Origin of the sequence: Flavobacterium sp. XS2P24 (genome assembly GCF_030010285.1) — a bacterium.
In the GTDB taxonomy this organism is placed as follows: domain Bacteria; phylum Bacteroidota; class Bacteroidia; order Flavobacteriales; family Flavobacteriaceae; genus Flavobacterium; species Flavobacterium algoritolerans.
Window position 1 is genome coordinate 37979 of sequence record NZ_JASCRU010000002.1, and the last position, 17911, is coordinate 55889.

A 17911-nucleotide genomic window follows, 5' to 3' on the forward strand; every position below is an offset into this window, starting at 1 on the left:
AGGTATTCAAGTAACACGAGTTGTATGCATAAAATTTGTACTTTTTTGCTTGTATTATTCTGTGGTTTTGCATCGCAAGCCCAAGTAAATCAAGCAGCTCAGGATACCGTTAAAACTGGATTTTCTATTGGAAAAGTCCAGATGAAAAACCCAAAGAGTATTCTCTCAGCCTACACCTATGACCCTATAACAGACAGGTATATTTACACAAATTCTGTTGATGGATTCTCTATCAATTATCCTATTATATTGACACCAAAGGAATACGAAAAATTGGTTTTGAAAGAATCCATGCGCGATTATTTCAAAAAAAAGGTGGATGCTATTGAAGGAAAAAAAGAAGGCAGCGAAGAAGCTAAAAAAGATTTATTGCCAAGATATTACGTGAAATCAGGGCTTTTTGAGTCTATTTTTGGAAGTAATACCATTGATGTAAAACCGACCGGATCCATAGAAATGGATTTAGGAATGCGTTATACAAAACAAGATAATCCTTCCTTTTCACCTAGAAACAGATCCAATCTTTCTTTTGATTTTGATCAAAGGATAAGTATGAGTTTGATGGGAAAAGTGGGGACAAGACTTAATGTAAACGCTAACTACGATACGCAATCAACATTTGCTTTTCAAAACTTAATGAAGTTGGAATATGCGCCTTCAGAAGACGATATTATCCAAAAAATTGAAGTAGGAAATGTGAGTATGCCTTTGAACAGTTCTTTGATTCGAGGCGCGCAAAGTTTATTTGGTGTAAAAACACAATTGCAATTTGGGAAAACGACTATTACAGGAGTCTTTTCTGAGCAAAAATCACAAACGAAAAGTTTAATCGCTCAAGGCGGAGGGACAATTCAAGATTTTGACATGTTTGCATTGGATTATGATAATGACAGGCACTTTTTCTTATCCCAATACTTTAGAAACAGATACGATAAATCATTAGTAAATTATCCATTTATAGACAGTAGGGTTCAAATTACCCGACTTGAAATTTGGGTAACCAACAAACAAAATAGGGTAGTCGCTACCAACAATAACCTCAGAAATATTATTGCACTTCAGGATTTAGGGGAAGGACAATTAAATGGTCTGACGGATAATGAAGTAGTTGTTTTGGATCCTATTCCTTCCAGTCCTCCTTTTTTTATTGCAGGACCGGATACTCCAACAGATAATAAAAACAATGCATACAATCCTGAATTAATAAAAGCAGGTGGTGGTTTATTGAATCCAAATATTCGTGAAATTGTAACTTCAAACTCAGGTTTTAATGTTACTGTAAGCGAAGGACAGGATTATTCTAAATTAGAAAATGCTCGAAAGCTGAATCCAAATGAATATACGTACAACCCACAATTAGGATATATCTCATTGCAACAAAGATTGGCTAATGATGAGGTTTTGGCAGTTGCTTATCAATATACAATTGGCGATCAAGTGTATCAAGTGGGGGAATTTGGTAATGACGGAGTTGATGCAACAGTAGTTACAGGAAACAGTCCTTCAAATCAAGCCATTATTTCTCAAAGTTTGATTTTGAAAATGCTGAAAAGTAATTTGACCAATGTTAAAAATCCTGTTTGGAACTTGATGATGAAAAACATCTATCAGATTCCGGGTGCTTATCAAGTAAAACAAGAAGATTTTAGATTTAATATTCTTTACACAGATCCATCTCCTTTAAATTATATTACGGAAGTTCCGGGAAGTCCTTTTCCGCCGAATCCATTGCCTCAAAATGAAGTTGCCGAAACGCCTTTGTTAAAAGTATTTAACTTGGATAAATTAAATTATAACAATGATCCTCAAGCTGGAGGTGATGGTTTTTTTGATTTTATGCCCGGCTTAACTATGGATGCCCAATACGGAAGAATTATTTTTACTACCAAAGAACCATTTGGAGAATTATTGTTTTCGAAATTGTCAACTGGGGTAGAAAGTTATAACAATACCGGTTCTTATAATGAAAATCAAAAGAAATACGTGTTTCGTAGTATGTACCGAAACACACAATCTGGAGCTTTACAGGACAGCGATAAAAATAAATTTTTATTAAGAGGAAAATATAAATCCTCCGGTGGAGACGGAATACCTATTGGTGCTTTAAATGTGCCGCAAGGTTCTGTTGTGGTTACTGCTGCAGGTAGAGTTTTAGTTGAAGGAATTGATTATAGTGTAAATTATCAATTGGGAAGAGTTCAAATTTTAGATCCGTCACTTCAGGCTTCTAATACACCTATCGAAGTATCATTGGAAAATAATTCCGTTTTTGGTCTACAAACCAGAAGGTTTATGGGTGTAAATGTGGAACATAAAATTTCAGAAAATTTCTTGATTGGGGGAACTTTCCTTAAGATGACAGAAAGACCATTTACTCAAAAATCAAGCTTTGGTCAGGAATCAGTTAACAATACTATTTTTGGTTTCAATACTAATTTTTCAACCGAAGTTCCTTTTTTGACTCGATTGGTTAATAAATTACCAAATGTAGATACTGATGTGCCATCTAATCTTTCTGTAAGAGGAGAAATTGCTTTTTTGAAACCTGACACTCCAAAAGCAGATCAGTTTCAGGGTGAGTCTACCATTTATGTAGATGATTTTGAAGGTTCACAGTCTACTATTGATATGCGTTCTCCGTATGCTTGGAGTCTGTCATCAACACCGGAAAGAAATACCATGAGCACGTATGATTTCAATGCGAATGCAAATGATTTGAGTTATGGATTTAAAAGAGCCAAACTAGCTTGGTATTCTATTGATCCTATTTTTTATACTCAAAAGCCAGCAGGAATTTCAAATCAAGATTTATCTTTCAACAATACCAGAAGAATTTTTAGTGAGGAATTGTATCCTTTGACAGATATTGCACAAGGACAGTCTCAGGTTATAAATACATTGGATTTAAGTTATTATCCTTCTAATAGAGGTCCGTATAATAACAGTTTGAATTCGTCTACAAATCCAAGAGATAATTTTGGAGGAATTATGCGATCATTAAATTCGACTAATTTCGAACAAGGAAATGTTGAATATATTCAGTTTTGGGTATTAGATCCTTATGTAGGAAACGGTCAGGTGCAACAATCTAATACGGGAAAAATTTATTTCAATTTAGGTGAAATATCTGAAGATGTTTTGAAAGATGGAAGAAAACAATATGAAAACGGACTTGGGCCTGATCAGATATTGGTAAATCCACAGCCTTTATGGGGAGATGTTCCGGCTTCACAATCACTAATTTATGCTTTTGACACTAATGTAGCAAACAGAACGAATCAAGATATTGGTTTGGATGGTTTGGCTAATGGCAATGAAGGATTTGTATATACAAATTTTGCCTCAGAGTTAGATCCGGCGGCAGATGATTATACGTTTTATTTGAATGCTTCCGGAGGGATTTTGGACCGATACAAAATGTATAACGGAACTGATGGAAACTCTGCGGTTGATATTAGTGACCCAAACAGAGGATCAACAACTGTTCCTGATGTAGAGGATATCAACAGGGATAATACCATGAACACAATTAATGCGTATTACGAATATAGTATTAATGTACAGCCAAACATGAATGTAGGGGAAAATTATATTACTGATATAAGAAATACCCAAGTGACTTTACCGGATGGCTCAACTACTGATGCGAGATGGCTGCAGTTTAAAATACCGGTTTCACAACCCGAAAACACGATAGGAAATATTTCTGATTTTAGATCGATACGTTTCATGAGAATGTTTATGACAGGTTTTAGTGAAGAAGTAACCGTTCGTTTTGGTGCGTTGGATTTGGTACGAGGAGAATGGCGACGTTATACCAATACGCTTGATTTTAATGATACTAATGTTGCTGATGATGATACTAATTTAGATGTTTTAGCGGTTAATGTTCAAGAAAATAATGAGAGATGTCCAATAAATTATATTGTTCCTCCAGGAGTGCAAAGGGAGCAATTATACAACAACAATACAGTTATCAATCAAAATGAGCAGTCGTTAGCATTGAGAGTATCTGGAAACGGATTAGAGCCAGAAGATTCTAGAGCGGTTTTTAAGAATGTAAGTATTGATATGCGTCAATTCAAGAAACTGAAAATGTTTTTACACGCAGAATCATTACCAAATGAAGTTGTGCTGCAAGACAATCAAATGGTTGGATTCATCCGTTTTGGAAATGACTTTACTCAAAATTTCTATCAAATTGAAATTCCTTTAAAAGTGACGAGTCCAACTTCTGCTTCAAATACAGATTGTTCCCCTTTGAGCGCAGAGGAAGTTTGGCCAGAAGAAAATGAGATTGATTTGTCATTGGCTTTATTGACAAAATTGAAAATTCTCGCAATGAGTATTAATCCTAGTACATTACCATTGGATGGTATTTATTATCCGGATAATGATCCGGCAAATACTGAAGGTGACGGAAGTGATAGATTGCGATTGGGTATAAAAGGGAATCCTAATTTTGGATTAGTGCGAACGCTGATGGTTGGTCTAAAAAACAACGAATCCCGAAATGATATCAAAGGAGAAGTTTGGTTTAATGAACTGCGCTTAGCGGATATGGATAATCAAGGCGGGATGGCAGCTGTACTGAATGTTGATACAAATTTAGCTGATTTTGCTACAGTTTCTGCTTCAGGTAAAAAGAGTACTATTGGTTTTGGAACTTTAGAACAAGGACCAAACGAAAGAAACCGTGAGGATACAGAACAATATAGTATTGTGACTAATGTGAATCTGGGTAAATTATTACCTCCAAAATGGCAAATTAATCTGCCTTTCAATTATGCTATTGGCGAGGAGACCATAACTCCGGAATATGATCCTTTTAATCAAGATATCAAACTAAAACAACTGCTTGCTAATACAGCTGATCAGAACGAAAAAGACAACATCGAAAAAAGAGCTATTGATTATACAAAACGTAAAAGTATAAACTTCATTGGGGTTAGAAAAGATCGAAGCCCAGAACAAAAACAGCGTGTATACGACCCGGAGAATTTTACTTTTTCCCAGTCATTTAATGAAGTGGAAAGACATGATTTTGAAATTGAAGATTATGTAGACCAGCAGGTAAATACATCGGTGGACTATGCCTATACTTTTAAACCAAAATCAGTAGAGCCTTTCAAGAAGACAAAATTCATGAAAAAAAGTAATTATTGGAAATTGTTAAGCGATTTCAATTTTAATTATTTGCCTTCTAATATATCGTTTAATACTAATATCATTAGACAATACAACCGTCAGCAATTTAGACAGGTAGACGTGGAAGGAATTGGGTTAGATCCTTTGTATCGAAGAAATTTCGCGTTCAATTATCAATATGGATTTAATTTTAATTTGACTAAATCTTTAAAATTAAACTATACGGCTTCTTCCAGTAATATTGTAAAAAATTATTTGAATGAAGACAATGAACCTATCGAAACTTTTACAATCTGGGATAGTTATTGGGATATTGGAGATCCAAATCAGCACATGCAGCAATTGGTTGTGAATTATGAAATTCCAATCAATAAAATTCCATTATTTAGTTTTGTCAAAGCTAATTATTCTTATACTGGAGACTATAGCTGGCAACGTACTTCTAATGCATTGTCTCAAATAGAAATTGATGGAAACAGTTATAATTTAGGTAATACGGTTCAAAATGCGAGTTCAAATAATTTGAATGCAACTTTAAATATGGATATGTTGTATAAATATTTAGGGCTAACAAAAAATGCAAATAAAACAGTTCCAAAACCTAAAACAACCGCTCCAAAACCAGGTGAAAAAATAGTAAATACAAATGCTAATCAAGTACCAAAAAACAATGAATTTGTAGATGGTTTTATTGGAGTTTTAACCAGTATTAAAAACATCCAAATGAATTATACCTATAACAGCGGTACGGTTTTACCTGGATATACGCCAAGTGTAGGGTTTTTAGGTTCGTCAAGACCGTCGTTAGGATTTATTTTTGGAGCACAAGACGATGTAAGATATGAAGCTGCCAAAAATGGTTGGTTAACGAACTATCCTGATTTTAACCAAAATTTTTCTCAGGTAACCAATAAATTATTTAAAGCGACCGCAAATGTAGATTTGCTGCCGGATTTAAAAATTGATTTGTCATTAGATCGCGCTTATTCTGAAAATTCTTCGGAACAGTATGATGTTATTGACGGGGTTTATAACCCTAGATCTCCATATGATACAGGTATTTTTTCAATTTCTACGGTGTTGATAAAAACGTCGTTTTCGGCTAGTGATGAAAATTCATCGGTTGCATTTGATGATTTTAGAATGAACAGACTTACGGTAGCCAATCGATTAGCTACACAACGAGGAATTGACATTACTAATCCGGGTAATTTGGACCCAGATGGATTCCCGATAGGATATGGAAAAAACAATCAGGCAGTATTGTTGCCTGCGTTTTTAGCAGCTTACTCAGGCGGAAATGCTTCGGATGTTTCTCTTGGAATTTTTAGAAGTTTCCCAATTCCAAACTGGTCGATAAAATACAATGGTTTGATGCGTTATGGACTCTTTAAAAAGAATTTCAAACGTTTCTCTTTGCAGCATAATTACAGGGCTTCTTATACGATAAATGCGTTTAGATCAAATTTTGAATACGACAAAGATCCAGAAGGAAAGGATGCGAGTGGTAATTTTTTCAATCAAACGATAATGTCAAATATAAACTTGGTAGAACAATTTAATCCGTTGTTGCGAATGGATTTTGAATTGAAAAGTTCCTTAAAAGTATTGGCCGAAATTAAAAAAGACAGAGCATTATCCATGAGTTTTGATAATAATTTGTTGACAGAAGTTAAAGGAATAGAATATGTGGTAGGATTGGGTTATCGTTTCAAAGACGTAATTTTCTCTTCCAGACTGGCAGATAATCCAACAGGAATAATAAAAAGTGACATCAATTTAAAAGCAGATGTGACTTATAGAAACAATCAAACGATTGTTAGATATTTGGATTATGACAACAATCAATTGGCTGGAGGACAAAATATATGGTCTTTGACAGTCAAAGCAGATTATGCTTTTAGTAAAAACCTGACGGCTATTTTCTATTATGATCACTCTTTTTCGAAAGCAGTAATATCTACTTCTTTTCCGTTGACAAATGTTCGTTCCGGAATCACACTTCGTTATAATTTTGGGAATTAATTTTTCTAAAAGGGAACAATTTTGAATAGAAGATTATTACATTTGTGGCATAAAATTTAAATTATCAATAAATAATTATCAATTACAATTTATATGAACATACCAGTAAATTTAAAGTACACTAAAGATCACGAATGGGTTAGTATTGATGGCGATACTGCAACTGTAGGAATCACTGATTTTGCACAAAAAGAATTAGGAGATATCGTATATGTTGAAGTTGAAACTTTAGACCAGACTTTAGACAAAGATGAGGTTTTTGGTACAGTGGAAGCAGTTAAAACCGTTTCTGATTTGTTCCTGCCATTAACAGGTGAAATTATTGCATTCAATGATGCTCTTGAAAGTACTCCTGAAAGTGTTAATTCTGATCCTTATGGAGCTGGATGGATGATCAAGATAAAAATTGCAAATATGGCAGAAGTAGATGATTTATTATCTAGTGATTCTTACAAAGAACTTATTGGTGCCTAAACAAATATATTTTTTTGCCGCTTTATTATGGGCTGGAGTTATTGCTTTTTTTTGTTTGATTCAACTGAATAATGTTCCGCTGGGAGAGGTTTCAAATCTGGATAAATTAGTGCATGTCTTTTTTCATTTTGTTTTAACGATACTTTGTTTTTTGTTTGTTCAAAAATATACAAATGCGATAAACAGTTTAAAACCCATACTAATTTCTTTGCTGTTTTCTGTTTTTTTTGGAATAGGTATTGAAATAGCTCAAGAATTATTTACCACTACCAGGCATGCAGATGTATTTGATGTTTTAGCAAATTTATCCGGTGCGATTTTAGGAGTAGCAGTTATTATTTTATTTGATTTGAAAACAAAAATCACATAAAATTCAATTTAAATAGAGTCCCACTTTGGTGGGACTTTTTTATTTTATAGCATTCAGAAACACGAATGTTTATTTAGTTTAGTTAGTCTTTTTTTAAAAAGTATCTAAAAACTTCAGTTCTAGCGTTAAAAATACAAAATAGTGAAATTTTATAGTAAACTTATGTGCATATAAAATGTATTTTTGTGCGTGATAATCTACTCTAATTAAGAATTCAAAGCGCATGAATATCAAGCAATATTTAGATTCTACCTATTTAAAAACGGCAGAACAAGCGGGACTCAGCGAAAAAGAAAATACTTTGGTTGTCAAAGGATTTATCCAAGAAGCAATCGAGGAGCATTTTAAGCTTATTATGATTCGTCCAAATATGGTTTCTTTGGCAAAAAAAATGATTCTTGAGGCAAATTCAGTTGTGGCAATAGGAACTGTAATTGATTTTCCGGAAGGGAAATCTTCATTAGAAAATAAACTTAGCGAAGCTCTTCAGGCGATACATGATGGTGCTGATGATTTAGATTTTGTGTGCAATTATGAAGCTTTTAAAAGAGGGGAGACAGCTTTGGTGAAAGAAGAAATCCTGAAATGTACTCAATTGGGTTTAGATAATAATAAGGTAGTAAAGTGGATTATTGAAGTGGCAGCTCTAAGTGATAAGGAAATTATCCAGTTGTCAAGTTTGATAAAAAATGTAATCGTTTCTAATTTTAAACAAGAGCTTTTCGCATCGGTTTTTGTGAAGTCCTCGACTGGATTTTATAAAACAGAAAATAATTTGCCAAATGGCGCCACTATTCCTTCAATAATGATGATGCTCGAAAACGCATCGCCCCTTCCGGTGAAAGCTGCAGGAGGCGTAAGGACGTATGAAGAAGCGGTTAAGATGATTCAATTGGGGGTTAAAAGATTAGGTACATCAGGTGCAAAAAGTATTGCTAACGGACAAAATTCACATAATGAATATTAAATTCACAAAAATTATAAACATGAAAAAAGGGTTGCTGACTTTATTTTTATTTTCGTTTTCCTTTTTTGCATATTCCCAAGATTTCAATACGACTTCAGTACAATCTGGTAATTCGGCGGAGCGATTTCCTGTTTTTCCTGATTGTGTAAATTTGCAATCGAAAGTGCTTGAGAATTGCTTTTACAGTCAAGTTCAGGATTTTGTTTTTCAAAATTTCCAAGTTCCGGATAATTTAAAGCAAAATAATTTTAAAGGGAATGTAAAAGTTCTTTTTGAAGTGGACAGCAATGGTGTTTTTAAAGTGATTTATGTTGATGCTGTTGATGAGGCGTTGATAAAAGAAACAAAAAGGGTTTTTGGTACATTTCCAAAAATAGAACCGTCAACCCATAACGGAAAACCTACCTATTCTAAGTTTACCATTACTATTGCCATACCTTTAAAAAGTAGAGCGGAACTCGAAGCAGAAGCTTTGGCGAAAGCCGAAATAGTTTCAAATAATAAACCGAAGCTTACTGAATTGGATAGTATTGTGTATAAAAAGTTTGCTAATCCGGAGTTTGAAAGCCATTTGAATGTTCCTTTTTCGCACAGTTACTATGCACAGTTTGATGGCTCTTTAAATCAAGTGGGAAGTAATAATCATACAGCTTCAAAGCCATATACGTATGCCGAGGTTTCAAAATATTACGACTTGAAAGCCGTTAATGAAAAGATAAAAAAGAAAGCTTCCGGTTGGTGGGCAAGAAAATTATGGAATGAGAATACTGTTGAAATTCAGGGCGAAGGATATTGGTTTACATTAAATCCTATACTGGATTTGCAGGTTGGTAAAGATTCAAAAAGTGAAGCCTCTTACAGTTATGTAAACACACGCGGAATCAATTTTAGAGGAGGATTAGGCAAACAGCTTAATTTTTCTACCACGGTTTTTGAAAGTCAAGGACGCTTTGCAGATTACTTCAATCGTTATGCGGAATCTATCAAGCCAGCTGGCGGAAATCCTGCTATTATTCCTGGGATAGGAATTGCCAAAGATTTCAAAACAGATGCTTATGATTTTCCTTTGGCTGAAGCCAATTTGACTTTTACGCCTAGTAAATATTATGATTTACAATTGGGTTACGGCAGAAATTTTATTGGTGATGGATACCGTTCTTTGTTAGAAAGTGATGGCGCCAGTCCGTATCCTTATTTTAAATTGAATACTAATTTTTGGAAAATAAAATATACCAATACCTACATGTGGCTCAAAGATGTTCGTCCTGAGGTAACATTAGAAAGAACGTACGCTACAAAACTTATGGCAAATCATTATTTGAGTTGGAACGTTTCGAATAAATTGAATCTTGGTTTCTTCGAGTCGGTGATTTGGACCAATACGAATGACAGAGGTTTTGATGTTAATTTTGTGAATCCAATTATATTTTATCGTTCGGTTGAATTCGCTTCTTCGGCAAGAAGTGGAAATGCAGTTTTAGGATTGACATTTAAGTATAAATGGAGCAATCAAATCAATTTTTACGGACAGTTTATTCTGGATGAATTTTCTCTTGGAGACATCAAAGAAGGAGACAATAGTTGGAAAAATAAGTATGGCTATCAGTTAGGTGTTAAGTATTACAATGCTTTCAAAGTTGATAATTTACTGCTGCAATTAGAGTACAATCATGTGCGTCCTTATGTGTATTCTCATAGCATGCCAATCACAAATTATGCGCACAACAACCAGAGTATCGGACATCAATGGGGAGCAAATTTCAAGGAATTTATTGCGATTGCCCGTTATCATAAAGGAAGGCTTTTTGCTGATGCAAAAGTTACTGTGGGGACTCGAGGATTTGATTTTGATACCGCCGAAGACGGTTTTAATTACGGAGGAAATATCTATAAGGATTACGATGAAAACAGGGCTCTTGATAGTGGTGTAAATGTAGGTCAGGGAAATAAAACGGCTGTTTTTATAGCTGATTTTCAAGGAGGGTATTTAGTGAATCCGTCAACGAACCTGAAGCTTTTTGGAAGTTATATTTACAGAAGTTTTGATCCTGCAAAAAACACCGCAACCACTTTCACTGAAAGCACTAATTGGTTTACTTTAGGATTGAGAGCTGATATTTTTAATTGGTATTTTGATTATTAATCTTTTTGTGAATTGTTTTTTGTCAAATCCCTTTTGATACACTACTTTTGCAAAAGTTTTTCAAAACAAACAAACTCTAGTATTGAACGCAACACAAAATACATTTTCATTAAAATCCATTTATATTGATTTCCGAGAGATCACTAAGGCGCGTTTAGCTATTAGTGTTGTGTTTTCGTCTATCGCGGGATTTATGCTTGGGATCTATGATTTGCATTCATTGGATTGGATGGTTTTGCTAAAATTGGCAGTTGGTGGCTATTGTATGGTAGGAGCATCAAATGCTTTTAATCAAGTTATCGAAAAAGATTTAGATGCCTTGATGGATAGGACTAAAAATCGTCCCGTTCCGGCTGGCAGAATGTCTCAAACTACGGCTTTGATTATAGCGAGTCTTTTAACGGTTGTTGGAATTGCATTGTTGTATACAATTAATCCAAAAACTGCTATGTTTGGCGCCGTTTCAATATTTTTATATACAAGTGTTTATACTCCTTTGAAAACGATGACTTCATTGTCTGTTTTTGTGGGTGCTTTTCCTGGAGCTATTCCTTTTATGTTGGGTTGGGTTGCGGCAACAGGAGAATTTGGAATAGAAGCTGGAACCTTGTTTTTAATTCAGTTTTTTTGGCAATTTCCCCATTTTTGGGCAATTGGGTGGTTTTTGTATGAAGATTATGAGAAAGCCGGTTTCTTTATGTTGCCTACAGGTAAAAAAGACAAAGGAACAGCCTTGCAGATTATATTATACACGGTTTGGTTAATTTTAGCGTCACTTTTGCCAGTTTTGGGATATACAGGACGTTTGTACATGACGCCAATTGCTGCGATTGTTGTATTTTTACTTGGATTATGGATGCTTTTTTATGCTGTTCGATTATACAAATTAAGAACTGCAAAAGCGGCCAGAACTTTAATGTTAGTTAGTGTTTCTTATATTACATTGTTACAATTGGTTTATATATTTGATAAATTTTTAAGATAGTTATGGAGATGATAATGACAACTGAGGAACAAAAATCTAGAACTGCAAGATCATATAAGTTGATTTTGTTGTTTGCAATGGTTAGTATGACTATGATGTTTGCTGGGCTTACCAGTGCTTTTGTAGTGAGTAAATCCAGAGCTGACTGGTTGAAGGATTTTCAATTACCAATAGCGTTTTATTACAGTACTGCAGCAATAATAGGATGTAGTGTTGCTTTTCATTTGGCTAAAAAAGCGATTCAGAAAAACAATCAAAGTAAAACGACAATTTTTCTTTTGACGACATTAGTTCTAGGAATATTGTTTGTAATTTTACAGTTCGTAGGATTTGGTCAAATAGTGGATAATGGGTATTATTTCACCGGAAGTGGAAGCTCAATAACCACTACTTTTTTATACGTTGTTACGGTTGTGCACTTGATTCACCTTGCTGGTGGCGTGATTTCACTTCTAATTATAATTTATAATCATTTTAAACAAAAATACAATTCATCTCAAACCCTTGGAATTGAACTAGGTGCAATGTACTGGCACTTTCTTGACTTATTGTGGGTTTATTTGTTTTTGTTTTTATATTTCTTTAAATAAGAAAAAAACGTAAATTTGGGAACTTTTTAACGAATAACTTTTATGGAAGCGACAGTTACTACTGCAAATAGTGAAGAAAAAACTTGGGGAGGCGGCAATGAGCCAATGGGAGCAAGTTATGGCAAATTAATGATGTGGTTTTTTATCGTATCGGATGCTTTAACGTTCTCTGGATTTTTAGCAGCTTACGGTTTTTCTCGATTTAAATTTATTGAAACTTGGCCATTGGCCGATGAAGTGTTTACTCACTTCCCATTTATGCATGGAGTATCTGCTCCGATGTATTATGTGGCATTAATGACTTTTATTTTGATTTTTTCATCTGTAACAATGGTTTTGGCTGTTGATGCAGGTCATCAAATGAAAAAAAACAAAGTAGTTATTTACATGTTCCTGACCATTATTGGTGGTTTGATTTTCGTAGGATCTCAAGCATGGGAATGGAAAAATTTCATCAAAGGTGAATATGGTGCTATTGAAACAAAAGGAGGAAGTTTACTTCAGTTTGTGGATAAAGACGGCAACCGTGTTGCTTTAGCTGAGTTTGCAGCTACTTTACCTGAAGAAAGAGAACAATTGACAAGAAGTAAAGGAAAATGGTTTATGGATGAACCAAGCTTGCCTTCTTATTCAGTTGCTGAAGTACAAGCGGGTTTCAAAGCGCATCCTGAACTTTTAATCAGAACTGAGGTAATAACCAAAGAGAAGAAAAAAACAATTCTTTCAAGAGAAGAGTCTGAATTAAGATTGAGCCAAGCACATTATGTTGTTGAAGGCGCAAACTTGAAAAGAAACGAATACGGAAGTAAATTATTTGCTGACTTCTTTTTCTTTATCACTGGTTTCCACGGATTCCACGTTTTTTCTGGAGTAATCATAAATATTATCATATTTTTTAATGTGTTAATTGGAACTTACGAAAAAAGAAAAAGTTATGAAATGGTAGAAAAAGTGGGTCTTTATTGGCACTTTGTCGATTTAGTTTGGGTATTTGTATTTACAGTTTTCTATCTAGTTTAATTTCAAAAAGTAATTATCATGTCACACGAACACGTATCTAATATAGGTAGAATCTGGAAAGTTTTCGGAATATTATCTGCCGTTACTATTGTTGAAGTTTATTTGGGTATTTTAAAACCAGATTTTCTTTTCATGAATGATTTTTTAAGTATGAACTTACTTAATTGGATATTCTATGCTCTTACTATTTTTAAAGCCTATTACATTGTATATGCATTTATGCACATGGAAGGTGAAAAAAGTTCTTTAAGAAGTGCAGTTGTTTTTCCAGTAATTTTTCTGATATTATATTTACTCTTCATTCTTTTGACAGAAGGGGATTATATTTATGAGGTTTTTAAGAATTCTACCATAAAATGGAATTTTTAACAAGATATTAATTCAAAAAGAGGGTACGCATTGCGTACCTTTTTTTATTTTTGTACTTTAATAAGTATCATTACAATGAAAAAAAATATTGTCCTTTTCGTTCTTTTTATTTTACCTATAGTTGCCTACCTTTTTTTTGCTTCAGGTGTCAACGGATTTACTAAATTACCAACAATAACTCCTAATACTGCTGATTTAGGGAATTGGCAATCTTTAGACGGTCAAAAAGTTAGTTTGAACGGCAAAGTAACTATTCTCGGTTTTATGGGTACTGAGCTTTTAAAAAACAGGGGAAATCTTTTCAATTTAAATCAAAAAATTTATCAAAGGTATCATGAGTTCAAAGATGTTCAGTTTGTGATGATTTGTCCAACCGGAACTGAAAAAGATGCTAAAAAAGTGGTCGATGCTTTGGGCGCTTTTACTGATGTTGCTCAGTGGCGATTTGTATTCGCACCGACGGAAGAAATTAACGCCTATTATTCCCAATTAAAATTAGTGGAGAAATTAGATGAGAATTCTGGTACGCCAAAAGTCTACATCATTGATAAAAAACGAAATCTTCGCGGTCGAAAGCTTGTTAAAGATGCTAAAGAAGGGTATAATACATTTCACCCGGCGGAGTTAAGTAACGAAATGCTGGATGATTTTAAAGTCATTCTTTATGAATATCGTGCAGCCCTTAAAAAGAACAATAACGCCACCAGAAAAATTTAATATTTTATGTTCAAAAATAAATCATACATAGGAATCTCTTTTATTATTTTGATTTTTGGGATTTATGCAGTTCCAAAAATAGTAGAGAGAATTAAAAACGATAAAGTGGTTCAAGGAGATAGACTAGACAGTGTTAATCCAGTAACTGCAGAAGAAGGGCAGTTAATTAAAATTGGTCCAGCACCTAAATTCGAATTAATAAATCAAGACAATAAGAAAATTACTAATGAAACGTACAAAGGGAAAGTGTATGTTTTAGAATTTTTCTTTTCTACCTGTCCAACGATTTGTCCAAAAATGAATGAAAGCATGTTGGTCTTGGAAAAGAGTTTTTTTGGAAATCCTAATTTTGGAATTGTCTCTATTACTATTGATCCAGAACATGACACGCCAGAAGTATTAAAAGAACATGCGAATCTTTTAGGAGTAAAATCGTCTAATTGGAATTTTTTAACTGGAGACAAAGCGTATATTTTTAATTTAGCCAATAAAGGTTTTAATCTTTATGCTGGTGAAAACAAAAAAGTTGCCGGTGGTTTCGAGCATTCAGGATTGTTTGCATTGATTGATAAAAACGGGAATATCCGTTGTAGAAATGATGATTTTGGAAATCCAATTTTATATTATGATGGTTTGGATAAAAAAGGAGTAAGAAACATTCAACAAGATATTAATATTTTATTAGAAGAATAGTAATGGAAAATAATTCGTTAGAGAAGAGATTCAGTAAGTTAATTATAATTATTTCAATTTTAATACCAGTAGTGGTTGCCATACTTTTTGGAGTAAAACTAAAAGATTTTGGATATAATGTAGAACCACTTTCTTTTTTACCACCAATCTATGCGACTACAAATGGAATTACGGCGATTATATTAATCGCGGCAGTTGTGGCCATTAAAAACGGAAAAAGAAAACTTCACGAAAGGTTGATGACAGGAGCAATCGCGTTGTCTGTTGCTTTTCTGGTGATGTATGTTGCGTATCACATGACTTCTGATTCCACTAAATTTGGTGGAGAAGGCGCAATTAGATACGTTTATTTCTTTATATTAATTACGCACATTGTTTTGTCAATTGCTATTATTCCGATGGTTTTAATAACGTATGTTAGGGCATTGGCAGAAAATTTTGATAAGCATAAAAAAATCTCCAAAATTACTTTTCCAATCTGGTTGTATGTTGCCGTAACTGGAGTAGTTGTTTATTTAATGATTTCACCGTATTATGTATACTAACGATTTAAGTAATAAAATTAAAGTGGTTAAAGCCCCTGGAAAAGTAAAAAGAAATGGTAAATCGTACCTTTTTTCTTTATTGTTAATTCTTGTTTTTAATCTCTTTTCGCTATCAGCAAATGCGCAATGTGCCATGTGTCGCGCTGCCTTGACCAGTAAAGAAAATACAACTAAAGCAGCGGCGGTAAATGACGGGATTGTTTATTTAATGGTAATTCCTTATCTTCTTGTTGCAGGAATTGGTTATGCTATTTATCGAATGAAAAAGAAAAAATCCTAAAAATTTCAATAGGAATATCAAAAGTCAATCTGAAAATAGTGTATTTCAGTTTAAAGGATACGGTTTACTGATTACTAAAAACTGACCACTGACCAATCTATTTCAATCCATCTACGGAAACATTTACGGTTCCTTTTACTTTTATAAAAGCAATAATAGCTTGGTTTGTCAATTGGATTTTCTGAAATTGAATCTCTTCCATTTTTCCATTTACAAAAATGCCTTGCATAGGAGAGTAGTTTTTTAAATAAGTAATCATGCTTTTTTGACCTTCTTCAAGATTTGGTTTTATGGAGTAGCGACAACTTTGTTCTATTTTTCTTAAGATTAATCCTTGCGCTAACCAATTAGCAGTTCGCATTAATTTATTTTTTGTGTCCAAAGCATAATCCAATTGATCAAAATATACTTCTTTGGTTTTGTCGTTATATTGAGGAAAACCGGCTAAATAGATGGTTCCGTTTACAGAACCCAATACATCTAATGCAATTATCATTTTTCCGTTTTTGTGCCAAATAGCAACATTCTGAACTTTTACTTTCTTGGATCCTGAACCAAATTCTTGTCCGGCAAAATTCTTGGTCATTAGTTTTGATGCTTCCAGATAAGTAGAAACAGCAACAATGTTTGCCGTTATCTCCTGAGGGATTTTGGATACCGGTTTTAAAACAATTTTACTGGCATTAAATTTAGATTCGGGTTGCTTTCCTATTAATGTTTCCATGTTGCATTTCATTCCCATTTCCAATACAAAAGTGTCGTTTTTGAGTTTGGCGTTGGTAGAATAAATTTCAATAGGAACAATTCGTAGCCAGCTTTCATATGCATCGCTCATTTGAAAAGGAACACAAATTTTCTCTAAAGCCGCCAAAACATTCGGTTTGAAATCCATTGATTTTGCAATAGCATCATCAATTTTCTTTTCTATTTTTGATTTTAAAAGCTTTATTCCAGGATTGATAAGATAGGTTACAGGAACATTTTTTCCAAAAACGGTCATTGTCGGGCTTTCATTCCAATCCAATGATTTTAATTCCGTTTTGGTATTCATTTTCCAATTGGTCAAACCTACATCACTCAGTAAAGTTACGACGCCATCAAGATTAAATTCTTTGGTGTTGTATAATTCAACGTCCATTTTCTTTGTTCCAATCCTATATTTTACAATAGCTTTCAAGGGCAAGACAGTTCTAATTTTTTGACCATTGACTCCGTTGTCATTTTTGATTGAGATTGGTGCTAATTTCCAAATCTTCATTTCAATATCATCATCTTCAATATTGCTGTCTTCATAAATTAGCCCATTCAGGAGTGAGTTCGTTTGATTTTCGATATCCTTCAATTTTACGCTGATGGGCAAATTGATAAAGGAAGGAGTGTTCTCGTAAACCAAAGGTGTGGCATCGTCCGGTTCTGGTTTTAAAGTAGCTATTTTATTAGTTGTTGAACAGCTTGTTATCAGTGCGATAGGCAGAATTATAAGTAGAGCTGAAAAGTATTTATACATTTTATTTTAGTTTGATGAGGCAAAATTAGCAAAACAATTCTTTTTTAGGATTAATGTGTAACATTTTCACAACAATTA

The 17911-nt window shown here is 33.7% G+C and carries 14 protein-coding genes; 13 read left to right on the forward strand and 1 reads right to left on the reverse strand.

From position 1 onward, the window contains the following. Positions 1 to 24: 24 nt before the first annotated feature. The 13 genes from sprA to QLS31_RS02025 all read left to right on the forward strand — a co-directional run bounded on the left by sprA (position 25) and on the right by QLS31_RS02025 (position 16326). Positions 25 to 7173 (forward strand): cell surface protein SprA, encoded by a 7149-nt coding sequence (gene sprA / locus QLS31_RS01965; protein ID WP_282742204.1) that lies wholly within the window; start codon positions 25 to 27, stop codon positions 7171 to 7173. Between the two features lie 93 nt (positions 7174 to 7266). Then, positions 7267 to 7647, forward strand: coding sequence for a glycine cleavage system protein GcvH (gcvH, locus tag QLS31_RS01970; protein WP_099714316.1), 381 nt, complete (start codon positions 7267 to 7269; stop codon positions 7645 to 7647). Then, a complete protein-coding gene (locus tag QLS31_RS01975; RefSeq protein WP_282742207.1) occupies positions 7640 to 8017 on the forward strand; it encodes a VanZ family protein in 378 nt (125 codons plus the stop codon). The genes gcvH and QLS31_RS01975 overlap by 8 nt, the downstream gene beginning before the upstream one ends. Before the next feature lie 223 nt (positions 8018 to 8240). Then, positions 8241 to 8984, forward strand: a complete 744-nt coding sequence (gene deoC / locus QLS31_RS01980) for a deoxyribose-phosphate aldolase (protein ID WP_282742209.1) — start codon at positions 8241 to 8243, stop codon at positions 8982 to 8984. A gap of 19 nt (positions 8985 to 9003) precedes the next feature. After that, positions 9004 to 11127 (forward strand): gliding motility protein RemB, encoded by a 2124-nt coding sequence (locus QLS31_RS01985; RefSeq protein ID WP_282742516.1) that lies wholly within the window; start codon positions 9004 to 9006, stop codon positions 11125 to 11127. Between the two features lie 82 nt (positions 11128 to 11209). Further along, positions 11210 to 12112 (forward strand): heme o synthase, encoded by a 903-nt coding sequence (cyoE, locus tag QLS31_RS01990; protein ID WP_282742211.1) that lies wholly within the window; start codon positions 11210 to 11212, stop codon positions 12110 to 12112. Positions 12113 to 12114: 2 nt separating this feature from the next. Then, a complete protein-coding gene (locus tag QLS31_RS01995) occupies positions 12115 to 12702 on the forward strand; it encodes a cytochrome c oxidase subunit 3 (RefSeq protein WP_099714319.1) in 588 nt (195 codons plus the stop codon). Between the two features lie 42 nt (positions 12703 to 12744). Next, the gene (locus QLS31_RS02000) at positions 12745 to 13722 is read left to right on the forward strand and encodes a cytochrome c oxidase subunit 3 (protein ID WP_121342861.1); all 978 of its coding nucleotides are present in this window, start codon (positions 12745 to 12747) and stop codon (positions 13720 to 13722) included. Between the two features lie 18 nt (positions 13723 to 13740). Next, entirely contained in the window at positions 13741 to 14091 is a 351-nt protein-coding gene (locus tag QLS31_RS02005; RefSeq protein ID WP_099714321.1) for a cytochrome C oxidase subunit IV family protein, read from the forward strand. Positions 14092 to 14166: 75 nt separating this feature from the next. Continuing rightward, a complete protein-coding gene (locus QLS31_RS02010) occupies positions 14167 to 14808 on the forward strand; it encodes a hypothetical protein (protein ID WP_282714963.1) in 642 nt (213 codons plus the stop codon). A gap of 6 nt (positions 14809 to 14814) precedes the next feature. After that, complete coding sequence (locus tag QLS31_RS02015) at positions 14815 to 15501, forward strand: SCO family protein (protein ID WP_282742213.1); 687 nt, start codon at positions 14815 to 14817, stop codon at positions 15499 to 15501. 2 nt (positions 15502 to 15503) lie between these two features. Next, positions 15504 to 16046 (forward strand): DUF420 domain-containing protein, encoded by a 543-nt coding sequence (locus QLS31_RS02020; RefSeq protein ID WP_282742215.1) that lies wholly within the window; start codon positions 15504 to 15506, stop codon positions 16044 to 16046. Beyond that, on the forward strand, positions 16036 to 16326 hold the full coding sequence (locus QLS31_RS02025) for a hypothetical protein (protein ID WP_282742218.1): 291 nt from the start codon (positions 16036 to 16038) through the stop codon (positions 16324 to 16326). The genes QLS31_RS02020 and QLS31_RS02025 overlap by 11 nt, the downstream gene beginning before the upstream one ends. Before the next feature lie 97 nt (positions 16327 to 16423). On the opposite strand, the gene QLS31_RS02030 is transcribed toward QLS31_RS02025, so the two are convergent. Continuing rightward, a complete protein-coding gene (locus QLS31_RS02030) occupies positions 16424 to 17833 on the reverse strand; it encodes a DUF4403 family protein (RefSeq protein ID WP_282742220.1) in 1410 nt (469 codons plus the stop codon). Between the last annotated feature and the right edge of the window lie 78 nt (positions 17834 to 17911).

What these genes read in the sequence shown, in the direction of transcription:
- sprA (WP_282742204.1), top strand. Translation starts at nt 25, where the DNA reads ATGCATAAAATTTGTACTTTTTTGCTTGTATTATTCTGTGGTTTTGCA.
- gcvH (WP_099714316.1), top strand. Translation starts at nt 7,267, where the DNA reads ATGAACATACCAGTAAATTTAAAGTACACTAAAGATCACGAATGGGTT.
- deoC (WP_282742209.1), top strand. Translation starts at nt 8,241, where the DNA reads ATGAATATCAAGCAATATTTAGATTCTACCTATTTAAAAACGGCAGAA.
- QLS31_RS01985 (WP_282742516.1), top strand. Translation starts at nt 9,004, where the DNA reads ATGAAAAAAGGGTTGCTGACTTTATTTTTATTTTCGTTTTCCTTTTTT.
- QLS31_RS01995 (WP_099714319.1), top strand. Translation starts at nt 12,115, where the DNA reads ATGGAGATGATAATGACAACTGAGGAACAAAAATCTAGAACTGCAAGA.
- QLS31_RS02000 (WP_121342861.1), top strand. Translation starts at nt 12,745, where the DNA reads ATGGAAGCGACAGTTACTACTGCAAATAGTGAAGAAAAAACTTGGGGA.
- QLS31_RS02005 (WP_099714321.1), top strand. Translation starts at nt 13,741, where the DNA reads ATGTCACACGAACACGTATCTAATATAGGTAGAATCTGGAAAGTTTTC.
- QLS31_RS02010 (WP_282714963.1), top strand. Translation starts at nt 14,167, where the DNA reads ATGAAAAAAAATATTGTCCTTTTCGTTCTTTTTATTTTACCTATAGTT.
- QLS31_RS02015 (WP_282742213.1), top strand. Translation starts at nt 14,815, where the DNA reads ATGTTCAAAAATAAATCATACATAGGAATCTCTTTTATTATTTTGATT.
- QLS31_RS02020 (WP_282742215.1), top strand. Translation starts at nt 15,504, where the DNA reads ATGGAAAATAATTCGTTAGAGAAGAGATTCAGTAAGTTAATTATAATT.
- QLS31_RS02025 (WP_282742218.1), top strand. Translation starts at nt 16,036, where the DNA reads ATGTATACTAACGATTTAAGTAATAAAATTAAAGTGGTTAAAGCCCCT.
- QLS31_RS02030 (WP_282742220.1), bottom strand. Translation starts at nt 17,833, where the DNA reads ATGTATAAATACTTTTCAGCTCTACTTATAATTCTGCCTATCGCACTG.